This is a genomic window from Lysinibacillus fusiformis (assembly GCF_002845985.1).
Lineage (GTDB): Bacteria > Bacillota > Bacilli > Bacillales_A > Planococcaceae > Lysinibacillus > Lysinibacillus fusiformis_D.
In genome coordinates this window covers 49,959-63,962 of record NZ_PDFK01000011.1, presented here as the reverse complement: position 1 = coordinate 63,962, position 14,004 = coordinate 49,959, and the positions used below count along the sequence as shown (strand labels likewise).

General features: G+C 37.5%; 8 protein-coding genes. 5 read left to right on the top strand and 3 right to left on the bottom strand.

From position 1 onward, the window contains the following. Window positions 1–32: 32 nt before the first annotated feature. Together CRI88_RS21340 and CRI88_RS21335 are read right to left on the bottom strand one after the other, a co-directional pair. Window positions 33–5,123 carry a DUF4132 domain-containing protein gene (locus CRI88_RS21340; RefSeq protein WP_101967019.1) on the bottom strand — a complete coding sequence of 1,697 codons (5,091 nt, stop codon included), beginning with the start codon at window positions 5,121–5,123 and terminating at the stop codon, window positions 33–35. A gap of 13 nt (window positions 5,124–5,136) precedes the next feature. Further along, window positions 5,137–5,556, bottom strand: a complete 420-nt coding sequence (locus tag CRI88_RS21335; protein WP_058843580.1) for a hypothetical protein — start codon at window positions 5,554–5,556, stop codon at window positions 5,137–5,139. Window positions 5,557–6,246: 690 nt separating this feature from the next. Between CRI88_RS21335 and CRI88_RS21330 the strand changes: the two genes are divergently transcribed. The 3 genes from CRI88_RS21330 (at window position 6,247) to CRI88_RS21320 (ending at window position 10,328) form a co-directional block, all read left to right on the top strand. After that, window positions 6,247–7,419: a glycosyl hydrolase family 18 protein gene (locus CRI88_RS21330; RefSeq protein WP_419185182.1), complete on the top strand. Its 1,173-nt coding sequence runs from the start codon at window positions 6,247–6,249 to the stop codon at window positions 7,417–7,419. 126 nt (window positions 7,420–7,545) lie between these two features. After that, window positions 7,546–9,759: a YcdB/YcdC domain-containing protein gene (locus tag CRI88_RS21325; RefSeq protein WP_058843581.1), complete on the top strand. Its 2,214-nt coding sequence runs from the start codon at window positions 7,546–7,548 to the stop codon at window positions 9,757–9,759. Between the two features lie 104 nt (window positions 9,760–9,863). Further along, window positions 9,864–10,328, top strand: a complete 465-nt coding sequence (locus CRI88_RS21320) for a YusW family protein (RefSeq protein ID WP_058843582.1) — start codon at window positions 9,864–9,866, stop codon at window positions 10,326–10,328. A gap of 51 nt (window positions 10,329–10,379) precedes the next feature. Here CRI88_RS21320 and CRI88_RS21315 read toward each other — a convergent pair whose 3' ends face one another. Then, on the bottom strand, window positions 10,380–12,365 hold the full coding sequence (locus CRI88_RS21315; RefSeq protein ID WP_058843583.1) for a catalase: 1,986 nt from the start codon (window positions 12,363–12,365) through the stop codon (window positions 10,380–10,382). A 150-nt stretch (window positions 12,366–12,515) separates the two neighbouring features. Between CRI88_RS21315 and CRI88_RS21310 the strand changes: the two genes are divergently transcribed. Further along, window positions 12,516–12,950 carry a MarR family winged helix-turn-helix transcriptional regulator gene (locus CRI88_RS21310; protein ID WP_036124642.1) on the top strand — a complete coding sequence of 145 codons (435 nt, stop codon included), beginning with the start codon at window positions 12,516–12,518 and terminating at the stop codon, window positions 12,948–12,950. Between the two features lie 50 nt (window positions 12,951–13,000). Then, window positions 13,001–13,984: a ring-cleaving dioxygenase gene (locus tag CRI88_RS21305; RefSeq protein ID WP_058843584.1), complete on the top strand. Its 984-nt coding sequence runs from the start codon at window positions 13,001–13,003 to the stop codon at window positions 13,982–13,984. The last annotated feature ends 20 nt before the right edge of the window (window positions 13,985–14,004 follow it).

Genomic DNA, 14,004 nt, shown 5'->3' with positions numbered 1-14,004 from the left:
TTGTTTTGTCACCTGTTTTTACTTGGCTTACATTAGCGCATTTGTTCATAGCTACGAATATGAGTTAAAATGGCAGGATCTTTAATTTTAGTATCTTCACTTAGTAATAACAGTTTTGACATGATTTCGGCTGTGCGTGGATCATCATCCACCATTGGTAAGAAAATTCGTCCACGATGCTGTGATGGAACAGCAATAATCGGAATCATCGAACCACCTACTTGATGCACCACACCACTTCCTAAATGTAAGGAGTAGCTTGCTAGCTTACCTTCAATGAGGGCATGCTGTTTTTTCACTTCCACATTGTTTAGCTTCAATAATTTAGCTAATTCTTCTACAATAATACTGCGCATATCAACAGTAGAATGACTTGCCTCAGGATCTACACCACCAATATGAGCAACGCTGACAACAAGGTCAATATCTCGCATAACCTCAGAGAATATCGTAGCAGGAATAACATCTAACACGATATTTTTGCCGGTTAGACGATCATAGAAGTAAACCCCTTCGATTGCAGGTGCTTCAATTTCTGCTGGGGTAAACCAATCTGACTGTGCATACAAGGATGCCACAATATTTTCCTTGTAATACACTTTACGAGGACCTGTTTCATAACTCATTTGCCAGCCTCGTGTTTTCAGCAAAGCTATTGTTTGTGATGGATTTACCTGATGTCCTGCATAGCGCAATGATTGTTTTTGTGCTTTTTCATCTGCATTGATGAGATATAACTCACGGAACACTTGCTTAAATGGTTGTTGTATTTTGTGCTCAAACATATAGGCTTGCCACTGTCTCCATTGACCACTTTCTAAAAGGTGATAAGGGTGGGCAATCTTGATGGCGGACGTTGGTGCCAGTGCCACAATGTCAGCAGATAAAAGCTGTAAGCCATCTGGTGTAAGCATGCCAACATGTTCATCACTGATAAAGATGAGCTTTTGTAAAAGGGGAGCTAGAATCGGATGAGCTAATAAATGGATAAGCTCATCAGCTGAAAATACGGTTTCTAATTCCATAGCCTGCTCCAGTGCTGGACGCGCCCGTTTATATTGTTCTTGTAAATCTTTTCGAGCTTCCTGCAAGGTTACAATAGCAGCATGTTTTTTTAATGCAGCAGGAATATTCTTTAGACGTTTACCATCCTTTTCAACGACAATGGCTACAGACGCATCTTCTTCAATTTGCAAATGAGCTGTAATTTGCTCGATTTGTTGTGCTTTAAATAAATGCTTGATGTCGTTAAAGGCTGATAATTCCATACGCCATGTAAAGCGTGTGGCTTCTCCATCACCAGCATTGCGTGCTAAGTTTTCTAGTGCAATACTGGCTGCGCGTGCTTCACTAGCCCGGCGTTGCGCACCAAATTGCTTACTTTCCTTTAAAAATTGTTGAATAAATTGATAGCGTGTTAGGGCATCTTTATCATCAGATTTATTTAAAGGAATCAGGCCAAGTGCGCGTAATTTATCTTTATTACGCTTGTCTTGAATTTCTTGCATAAATGGTTTGGGACTGAGCTTACCGATAGCCGTATCTGCATAAAGCTGTGCCCGACGATGGTTGGCTCCTTCAGAAGCATATTTTGCTGCATCATAGACGAGTTTGAATTTTTTTGCACCAAGTGTTTCGTAGGCACTTTGGAACCAAGCTAAATCGAATGCACCATCACGAAAATCCTCAGCAGTTATGCTAGAGAAGAGGGCAATCTGATCTTTGGCAAAGTCTGATAAAGAATCAGTTGTATGGGCGATAAAATACCAGGCTGATTCCTTTAATCCATCCCAGTCAATGACCTCACTGACAAGGTCTATCCAATGCTGGTTGTACATCATGGCTTCGATTAAACGTTCTTTTGAAATATCTGTTTGTTCCCACGCCTCTTTTAATTGCTGTGCCGTTTCTTCTTTTTTAGGGTAGCAGCTAGTTAGCAATCGAGAGAATACATCCTTTTTCGTTTCGGCTTGCCAAATATAACCTCGTGCAAGCTTTTCTCCATCAAGTGCCTGTAGAATTTGTAAGAAATAATGAATACCCTCAAAATAAGAAATATTACTAGCAAGCTTGGTTACAGTGGTAGGTGTATCACCACGCTTTAGCTCTATGGCTAAAATACGATCAATCGCTTGTTCACGAATAGCAAAAAAATCTGTTAAGTCTTCAAATGACTGCTGATAGCGTTCTAGTAATTTATTAGGCTCGTTAAATATTTCTGAAGCAAGTGTATCAGTAAAGATGGCTTCAAATAAATGATCCTGTGTCAATAACCCAGCCTTCATAGCATCTAAATATTGGAACAGTGATAAATTGTATACATTAGCACTATAGCCTTCGTTTTTCATACGCTTTGTAAGCTCTTCATTGATCGCGAGCATTTTGACATATTCACCATAGGTTGAGTAACCAGACCAGCATCGCTCTACAAATGTCTCAATAACATCCAAATCAATAATAGTAGATGTAGAACGATAGTAATAATAACTTTGCTCTCTAACATCAAGCTGCCACTGATCTGCAGGGATTTGTTTGAATAGCTGTAGCATTATGCCGATAGCCTGTTCAAAGCTATTAAATTCAGGAGCATGCTTTTCTAGTAATGAGAGAGCTTCTTTATGCAACATTGTCTCTCCTGAAATTTTATCGCTATCTTGCGATAGCACAGAGAAAATTTGTTGAATCGTATAGTTATATTTCAAGGAATCAAATTGAACAACTCGTGCTTTAATTTCTTCGTATTGGAAGAAAGGTTTAATAAGTGTATGGGCTGCATCGGAAAGATTATGGGCAGCAGGGTATTCTGATAGATTATTGTAGAAATTAAAATAGACTAAGTCCTCACGGCTAAATAGAGATGACTTGATCCATTGAACAATTTCCTCAGGAATAGGATAAGCATCTAGACTAGCATCTCGCCGACTGTCCGTTTTATCTGTCAGGACACTATATTGTTGTCCTAACGTTGTAGTAATAGGCGTATCATTCCATTGGTACGTCTCATACTCAAGTTCAGCATGTTCATCAAGTACTTGGATAAGTTGCTCAAGCTTCGACAGCAATTTTTCAATATCATATTGAAAAAATTGTTCAAATGGTGTCGGTGTCTGTACATAGAAAGGAACAAGCTGCTGCCAAGGTTCTTCACCATTCATTTGAATGGCCCCATCGGCAATACGATCATATTGAATAGGGGAATGCGGCGTATATAAGCCAAAGCCATTGCGCTCGTTATACTGTGGTACATCCCTTGCTACTAATTGTTCTAACAGAACTTGTTCACTTTTTGTTATTTTTGGTAATAAGGAACATAAAGTGGTAATTTGCTCACTCGTTAAATTGTCGTCCTTAGAAGCTTCTAACAGTAATTCAAGTCCTCCAAGCCTTTTTAACTGCTTACTATCTTTTATCAGTCGTTCAGCACTTTGCAATAACGGGTCCTGTGGTTGAGCTTTTAACAAGGAGATAGCCTCTTTACGAAGTGCCCCTGATTTATTAGCTAAAAGATCTTCAATTTTTACGATTTCTTCTTCGGTTGGTGTCAGAGCATGTATTTTTTTCAATGCAAGAGAACGATTGATGGAGCTGCGATCTCGTAAAGAATTAAATAAAAATTCACGTTGACCTTGTGTTTTAGGATCAAGACAATAAATATTAAGTAAGCCGATTCTACTTGATGGTGAGTAGGAATCTGCCTGTGCAATAATTCGTTGGAATAATACCTCATCTTGTACATGATGGGCCAAAATAATTTGGGTTGAAATTAAATCTTCTAATGATAAATGGACATGGACAAAGGATAAAGGTTTACCTGTAATATTCAGCCCTTCTTTTGTAACTTCATTCTTAGCCCATTCTAGTTGTTCGAATAATAGATATTCAATGCCTTGCAACTGTGCATTTTCTTGCATGAATTTTTGAAGGTTTTGATCCCATTCATGATCTCTTGCATACTCGCTATTAATATAGTGGTTAGCATAGAGGAAATTGCCCCATGCAAAGGCAAATAACTCGATATCTTTCGTCGTTAAAATTAAATCCTTCACAAATGGCGCTGTAAATGAGGTCTTAGATAAATTTTTTAAAAAGGCAAGCGTTGTAAGCTGGATATGTTTGTTACGCTTTAAGAGCGTTGTCACGACAGCATCTAGCCTTGTATAGTCTCTTGTAGCAGTTGCCCATAATGCGACATAAATATCAATTGTACGTTCACTCTTTAGTAGCTGTTCAACAAAGTTATCTTCTTCGATGGCTTGGACAGCTAAAGCTAAAACTTCCTCCGTCACTTTTTGATTTTCAAAGCTATTATAGCCAAGCCCCATCCAAGTATCGACTGCTCGAATCACAGAGGAGAAGCGTGTTAGTTGATGTTCTTGAATAAGTTTCATCATTTTTAGCTGTGCAACAAGATTGCCATGGTCAATATTTTCAACGATTGCTTGTCGTAGCCCTTCTTGACGGGCAGCTGCTACTAATAATTTGCCAAGAGCCTCGTGCATACGGTGGTTATTGGACTTAAAAATACCCCGAATGAACGGATGACCGAAAAAGCTACTGTGATGCTCATCAAATAAAATACTTTCCACTACCTCTTCAATAGAAGGATTTTCTAAAGAGAGTTCGTCAGCAAGCAACTGTTCAAAGACGTTAAAGCCCATTACTTTTATATTTTCATTCTTCAAAACGTAAGAGCTGTAATTGGGATAGGTACCATGTTCGTATTGATGATGATTCGCTAGTAACTCCTCCAAAGTAATTTCCTCAAAGGTCAGCATTTCTTCTATTAATTGTAAACAGTGGAAAAGATGATCCTGCACGGGTTGAGATGAACGAAATGATCGACGTAAAACATCGGTTTGGAACATTGTAGCATCAAAACGTAATGCTAGTTTCTTAATCTTTAGTGCACGTTCTTGTGAAGAAAATAGCGTAAGCACGTCAAATAGTGGACCACTAAATAGCTCTTCAAGTGTTGAATTTTGTTGAGCAGCAATCAGCTGTTCTATTTCATAATCTCTGTTGTCCATATATTTTAGTAATGCTGCAGCTAATGGCTGTATAGCTATAGGTGCGGAATCGACTATACCTTGAAAATATGTTTTTTGTTCATGTGAAAGTGTCATGAAATATCCCTCCTTACCAAATGCGTCCTGCAAGCATAGTTAATTTAATGAATGTAAAAACATCGTCTTCCTGTATGGTTAAAGGTGTAGTAAGAGAATCTAGCGATTCCTCATTGTGAAGGACCAAGAACAGCTCATCTTGAAATGCTTGAAGCATATTGGACATGGCTTGGTCAACTGACTGTAAAGAATCATTTTTCTTCTCTCCAAAATGTACTTTCCCATACTGGGTTGCGTCATCTAATTGCTGATCCGTTAAGTAAAGATGAAGTGGTGTATCGACCATTTTTTCATTAAATTGTTGTACCTGCTGTGTCACAAGTTGAACAAGTAAATCTTGTAAAGTTGTAACAGGCTCATCAATAGAAAATGGAATTTTTTGAAGCTTACGAGATTTCTTGCCGATTACTTTTTGCTGGTAAAATAAACGCAATCTAACACCTCCTTACAATAATTTCATTATACAAGAGTGGTGATAGTGAAAAGAATAAGGCATATGATACTAGTTGCGTTAAATATTTCGGGAAAAGTGCGACAAAAACTAGCGTACAGAGACTTATGTATAAGGTAGAAAGAGGGGGAATTTATACAGAAGGATATGTCATATATAGAACGTTTGTACGATAAATATTTTAGGGTTGTGTATCATTTTGCGTTTTCTTATACAAATAGTAGAGAAGAAGCAGAAGATAGGATACTAGATATATTGAAAACATTAAAATGAAGGGAAAGTAAAAACATGGATATTATCGAGTACATGGCATACAGCAGTAGAATACATAGCAAACAAAAAATCAGGTGAATGGGGGTTCCGAAGCCTTAGGAAATTATTATTCATACACTAATAAAAAAACTATTTTAAAAAGGATGACAAAATACACCATCCAAAAATTCATCCACTATTCGAAGTAATAGATTTTTGTGGTGTTGTAGCAAGACATCTTTTCTTATCGGGTTTCATAAGATTTATAGGTATGATTTTATCAAGCGAGAAGGAGGCAAAATCATTCAAATACATGTTGTACGGGCTGGCGAGTCTTTATGGGGTATTGCGCAGGCGTATGGGACTACGGTTCAGAGTATTGTAGAGGCCAATCAAATTCCCGATCCAAATCGTTTAGTTGTGGGGCAAGCTCTTGTGATCCCAATTGTCGGAAGTTTTTATTATGTACAGCCAGGCGATAGCTTATGGTCAATCGGGCAACGCTTTGGTATTAATTATGTAACGCTTGCTCAAGTAAATGGTATTAATCCCAATCAACCATTAGCTATTGGAACGAGATTATATATTCCACAACCGCCAAAAACCAGGGCAGAAACATTGGCGTATTTAGAGCCCAGAGGAACATCTGTTAGCGAGGCCCTCTTGAATCAGGCTAGGGAAGCGGGTCCCTATTTAACATATTTAGCTTTATTCAGTTATGAGGCAAGAAGGGATGGAACCCTACAGAGACCACCGAGTCAAGGTGTGACACAAATTGCGGATGATACGGGAGCATCTCTGGCTATGGTTATTTCCAATCTGGAGAATTTTAGTTTTAGTGGCGAGTTAGCGAGAGATATTTTTCAAAGTACGGCTGTTCAAGATTTATTATTTGATAATATTCTTGCAGAAGCAAAGCGACTTGGGGAAGTGAAAGATATCCACTTTGACTTTGAAAATTTGCCAGCAGATCAACGACAAGCTTATAACAATTTTTTAAGAAGAGCTGTCGAAAAATTCCATGCTCAAGGATATACAGTGTCTACTGCACTAGCTCCAAAAACAAGTGATAGTGAACGAGGTCCATGGACAGCAGCACATGATTATAGGGCGCATGGAGAAATAGTCGACTTTGTTTTACTCATGACCTATGAATGGGGATATTCTGCAGGACCGCCAATGGCCGTTTCGCCTCTCCCAGAGGTAGAAGCTGTTGTAAAATATGCGATTAGTGAAATACCTGCAAGTAAAATTATGCTTGGACAAAATTTATATGGCTATGACTGGACGTTACCTTTTGTACAGGGTGGGCCGTACGCGGAAGCACTTAGCCCACAAAGAGCCATTGAAATTGCCAAACGTTATAATGCAGCAATTCAGTTTGATTGGCGAGCCCAAGCACCATTCTTTGAATACTATGATGAGCAAGGTAGGGCACATATGGTGTGGTTTGAAGATGCTAGATCTATTCAAGCAAAATTCAATCTTATTAAACAATATAATCTCCGTGGTATTGGTTATTGGAAGTTGGGGCTACCATTCCCTCAAAATTGGGTATTAATTGGAGCCAATTTTGATGTGGTGAAGAAATAACATGAGGAAGGAAAATAGGGTTTACCCAATGTATTTTCTTCTAAGTGGAAATTATCTGTAAAAAACATTTCTAAATATCGGAAAATACATTATAATTATGGTAAATAGTATTTTAGGAGGGATATTTTGGGTAAATTTAAAAAGTTAGGTATTATTTTGACGTCAACAGCATTTTCTGTTGGTATTTTAGCACCAATTTCGCATGTATCTGCAAATGTAAAGGAATCATCGGAGCGTATCGAAATTCAGGTAGCTTCAACTGAAACAAAAGTTACAAAAAACATGCTGATAAAAAAATTACGTTCACTATTCCCAGAAGAGTTCAAATTTGTAGCGGATAATGACTTTAATTCTGGACCAGGTCATTTTTATAGAGATGATACAACGGTTCGATATGAACTAAACTTTTATAAGACAATTAATGGTAAAGATGCACATGGTAGTTTTGTATTTAAGGGCGATGATTTAGAACTAGAAAGTTTTTATTATCAGCCTGCAAATATAGCAGAAGCAATCTATCCAGCAAAGTATTCAGAGAATGAGGCGCAAAAAATTGCACAAAAATTCCTGGGTAAATTTGTTGATTCGGATAATTACAAACTTCGTGATGATTATAACGAATATGGTTTTAATATTACTAGACCGTTATCAGAACCAATTACTTACTCCTTTGTCTATTCACCAATTTATAATGGGGTTCTTATTGGAGATCAAAGTATTACTATTCATGTTCTGGCAAATGGTGAAATTACGGGGATGTCTAGTAATGCAGAATCTATTAGTAAAGCTTCCTTTGATCGTTTAGATCAAAAAAAGAATGAGGAAGATATGCTGGCACAAGTTCGTGATAATTTAGCTGTCGAGCTTCGTTATTATATTGATTACGACTACAGATCTAATCAACGTAATGTGAAGCTTGTGTATACGCCTGCCACAGGGTTCAATGGTGTACATGCTCTAAATGGGCAATGGCAGACAGCAAATGGTTTTACTGAGCAATTGCCGAAGACAAAGAGTGTTGAGAAAATTTCAGCACAGCCATTACCACCAAGAAAGAACGGTATGACGGCAGCTGAGGCTGAAGAGTTCGCGAAAAATTTCTTAAAGGTTGATGAGAGTAAAGCGAAGCTCAATATAGAATTAGTAGATGAAAGAGAAAATGACAATGGTGAGACGATATACTCTGTAAACTATACGTATATGTATGGCAATGGTGGATCTGGTAGCTCTTTAGAAATCAATAAGGCGACAGGTGAACTAGTTCAGTATCATGACCTATCGAGAGATTTTTTAGTAGATAACAAAGTAAATGCTATTTCGAAGGACGCTGCATTGAAGAAGGCAACTGATTACTTGAAGGAATGGGCACCTTCATATCTACATGAGTATTCAATGCCAATCGAGGATGCTGTATTTGATCAATATAGTAAGGAATATTACTTCACCTTCCCACGCATTATGAATGGAATTGCAGTTGTAGGAGATGGCTTATATGTAGGTATTGGCTCTGATGGATCTTTACGCTCACTAAGTGTATATAAGCAAAAGATAGATAGCTGGCCATCTATCAATAAGGTTATTTCAGCTGACAAAGCAAAAGAAGCCTATAGCAAGGCACTTACATTGCAACTACAATATGTAAAACAAGATATGGAGAATAAACAACATTATGATTTAGTGTATGCTCCTACGTACAATGGTAGTTTATTTAACCAGATTGATGCTATTTCTGGTGAATGGTTAAATAATGTAGATGACTCTAAAGAGAAGCCTGTTATTTCTCACCCAACGGCTGCCAAAGAGTTAAATTATTTATTAAATCAAAATGTGTTAGAGGTAAAAGATCTAGCAAACTTTAATGCGGATGCTGCTGTGACAAAAGGAGAAGCATTGAAAATTTTATTACATTCCTTAACATATGGTTACTATGGTAATGGAGATGGTGAAAAGCAATCCTTTAACAATATTGATAAAAAGCATCCACTCTATGGAGTAGTAGAACAAGCTGTTAAAATGGGGATCATACAGCCTGCAAATCAATTTGCATTGGATGCGACTCTGACTCGTCAAGAGTTCGCAGAGTGGTCAATCAAACTATTACAATTAGACAATGTTGCTAAATATAAAGATATTTATAAATTAAACTTTGCTGATGCAACTTCAATTGATCCAGCGTATACAGGCTATATTGCTTTAGCACATGGTATGGGTCTAATTGATGCACAGCAAAACAACTTTAATGCTACGAAGAGTGTGTCATATGCTGACTTGGCTATCTCAACAGTCCGTTTAGCAAAGGCTATTCAAGAAAATAAAGTTGATCGCAACTTCTATTATTAATTAGCGTGTCATTAAAAGGACATTTCCTCATCAAAGGAGATGTCTTTTTTGGGTTAGTTTATAGCTGGATGGGGAAATAATATGGAAAGAAGGGAGTGTATAATTTGAAATTGAAATTTTTATTAACGATTTCTTTCATGACTGTTATTCTTTATGGCTGTAATAAGGATGAAGTAAAGGACGTACCTACTAACGCACCAGCAAATCAAAATGGTACACAGCAGACTGGTGATACGCCAACAGAGCAAATGACCTTTAATTTTTTAGAGTTTTCATTAGATGTTGATTATTCTGCAACAGAGTCATATGAGGTAGAATATGAAGACAAAAAATCAGGTATAGAAGCGAAGTTACAGGATGACCGTAAGAATGAAAGACTGCAAGGGGATGAAGCTTATACAAAATTAGAGCCATTATTTAAGCAGTTAAATTTCGATTCGACAACACCTAATGATGAGGTAATCGATCAAGTAATTAAAGTATTTAATATTGAAGCCAACTACCAATCCATTGAAGTCGATGTTGAATTTGTTGACGGAAATGAAAAGGAATTTACACGAATTAAATAAGAGAAATACGCCAGCTAACAGATTCAATACGTTAGCTGGCTTTTCCATTCATTATCGTACCCAATGTCGATGCTTAGCAAGGAAACGAATAAAAGAATTCAGATTGTTTGCCACACCATTTTTATTGGCAAGATGCTGTAAAAACGAAACATTTTCCGTATAGCCTATTGTTTTACAGTGCTGATAGGCCTGTTCAATGAATTGTAGTGCTTTAGATTGCTGATCAGAATGCTGGAAAGCTCCAGTCACATAAACCCCATCATAAAGAACGGAGGAGGTAGTAGCTAATGTTTCTTGAATTTCAAAGCCATTTAGGATGCCTTGCTTAGTACTCACAAGTTCAACCACTATATTTTTACTTAACAATGTAGCCATTAGTTCGTTTAAGTTTTCACTACTATTGTCTGTTACAATCAGAGCTACTTTAAAAGATTTAACACTTTCGACTGCATTGATCATTTGGCTAACAGCAGGTGAGGTTTGTTGAGTATGTGGTACTTCTACTTGGATTGGTGGTACTATACCAATTTGATCAGCAATAGCTGATGCAAGTGTGTAGCTGACATGAGCAAACATATCTACAACTTGTTTTCGAATGTCTTTATTTTTTACTTTTCCAAGTTCGAAGCTAAAGGCATTAATAATATGCTTTTTCTCCACATCGGTCATACTGAGCCAGAATAATCTTGCTTGTGAAAAATGGTCTTTAAAGCTATCGCTACGTGCACGTACTTTGTGTCCTTCCAATTTTTCTTCATAATGTTTATATCCTCCGTCGCTTTCAGAGACAGGAGAGGGTGAGTTATTGGCTAAGGAGTTTTTATGGTAGCTAACTTGCCCGACATTAATGGTTTGTCGGCCATAGCCATCTCGTTGGTTATTATGGAAGGGACAGATTGGTTTATTAATAGGGATTTCATGGAAGTTCGGTCCTCCAAGTCTTATTAACTGAGTATCTGTATAGGAGAACAAGCGACCTTGCAGTAAAGGATCATTTGAAAAATCAATACCAGGTACAACATGTCCAACATGAAATGCAGCTTGTTCCGTTTCAGCAAAAAAGTTATCAACGTTTTTGTTCAGTGTCATTTTCCCAAGGATACGTACTGGAACTTCTTCCTCTGGCCATATTTTTGTTGCATCGAGAATATCGAAGCTAAAATTAAATTCATCCTCAACGGGAATAAGTTGGACACCAAGCTCCCACTCTGGGAAATCGCCTCGTTCGATGGATTCCCATAAATCTCTACGGTGAAAATCGGGGTCTTTTCCAGCGATGATTTGGGCCTCATCCCATACTAATGATTTAACCCCAAGTATAGGTTTCCAATGAAATTTAACAAAGTGTGCTTTTCCTTCAGCGTTGACAAGGCGATAGGTATTAACACCAAAGCCCTCCATCATTCGATAGCTTCGTGGGATGGATCTATCGGACATATGCCACATGACCATATGGGCAGATTCCTGATTATTTGCAATGAAATCCCAAAACGTATCATGGGCACTTTGAGCTTGAGGAATTTCGTTATTCGGTTCAGGCTTTACAGCGTGTACAAAATCGGGGAATTTAATGGCATCTTGAATAAAGAAAACAGGTATATTATTACCAACTAAATCATAATTACCTTCCTGTGTATAAAATTTTGTAGCAAAGCCGCGTACATCACGGACAGTATCAGCAGATCCTTTTGAGCCTGCAACGGTAGAAAAACGAACAAAGACAGGTGTTTTAGTTCCTTGTCCATTTAAAAATTGAGCCTTTGTAATGTCACTCGCGCATTTATAGGTTTCAAAGATTCCATGAGCTGCAGACCCGCGTGCGTGTACCACTCGTTCAGGAATTCGTTCATGATCAAAATGAGTCATTTTTTCACGAAAATGAAAATCCTCCAATAAAGTGGGTCCTCGTTCACCAGCTTTTAGTGAATGTTCATCTTCCGATATTTTTAATCCTTGGTTGGTTGTTAGAGGTTGATCTTTATCACTTACTCGGAATGCTTTTAGCTGTTGTTGTTTTTGATTGACGTCTTTTTTCATGTAAAATCCTCCTTTATAAGTTACAACTACATTCTACCCGTAGAAGAAGATGGCAAACGTGAGAAACAAAATGATTGCTGATTAAAAATGAATATGTTATTATTATCTCGAATTAAAGATAAATGAATTCGAAGTAAAAGAGGGAGTCGTATGAAGGAAGACAATCGTAACTTAAAAGCATTTACGGTCTTGTTCCGAGCATATCAAACGATTCAGGATGCCACTAAAAGAGATTTACTTCAATATGATTTAAATCAAACCGAATTTTCGGTTCTTGAATTTTTGTACCATCATGGAGAGCAGCCTATTCAAGCGATTGGTAAAAAAATATTAATTGCAAGCAGTAGTATTACTTATGTAATTGATAAGCTCGAGCAAAAAGGCTATGTATATCGAAAGGCATGTCCGAAAGATCGACGTGTTACGTATGTGTTATTAACGTATGAGGGACAGGCTTTAATGGAAAGGATTTTCCCTAGGCATGAACAAAAAATAAACGAGATTTTTGAAGTATTGGAATCGCAGGAGCTGGACACAATGATTTTGTCTCTTAAAAAAGTAGGTAAAAACGCTACTAATTATTAAAAAATTTTACACATATATCTCGAAGTCGAGATAAATGGGAGGAATATTGTATGAATCATTTAAAAGGTGTACACCATGTAACAGCTATTACAAGTAGTGCTGAAGAGAATTATAAATTTTTTACATTCGTTTTAGGTATGCGTTTAGTAAAGAAAACAGTGAATCAAGATGATATTCAAACATACCATTTATTCTTTGCAGATGATAAAGGTAGTGCAGGGACAGATATGACATTCTTTGATTTCCCAAACATTCCAAAAGGGATACATGGAACAAATGAAATATCAAAAACTTCTTTCCGTGTACCGACGGATGCAGCTTTAGATTATTGGGTAAAGCGCTTTGATCGATTGACTGTAAAACATACAGGTATTAAAGAACAGTTTGGTAAGAAAACATTGTCCTTTGTTGATTTTGACGATCAGCACTATCAGCTTATTTCTGATGAGCATAATACAGGAGTTGCTTCAGGCACGCCTTGGCAAGATGGTCCCATCCCAGTAGAATTTGCAATTACAGGTTTAGGGCCAGTATTTGTTCGTGTAGCTAATGTGAAATATTTTAAAGATATGCTAGAAAAAGTGATGCTTTTTAAAGAAATTGCAGAAGAAGGGGATTTCCATCTATTTGAAGTAGGTGAGGGTGGAAATGGCGCTCAAATTATTGTAGAGCATAACACCGTGTTACCTGTTGCTCGACAAGGCTTTGGTACGGTTCACCATGCAGCCTTTCGTGTAGAGGATCGTGCAGTATTAGATGAATGGACTGCACGTTTTGAAAGCTTTGGCTTCCATACATCTGGCTATGTAAATCGTCATTTCTTTGAATCATTGTATGCACGGGTAGCACCTCAAATTTTATTTGAATTGGCTACAGATGGTCCTGGGTTTATGGGTGATGAGCCATATGAAACGCTAGGTGAGAAACTGTCATTACCACCGTTTTTAGAACCAAAGCGTGAGCAGATTGAAGGCCTCGTTCGTCCAATAGATACTGTAAGAAGCTCCATTACGTTCGATAAAGAATATGAGTAATATTATTTCATTCAGTAGGG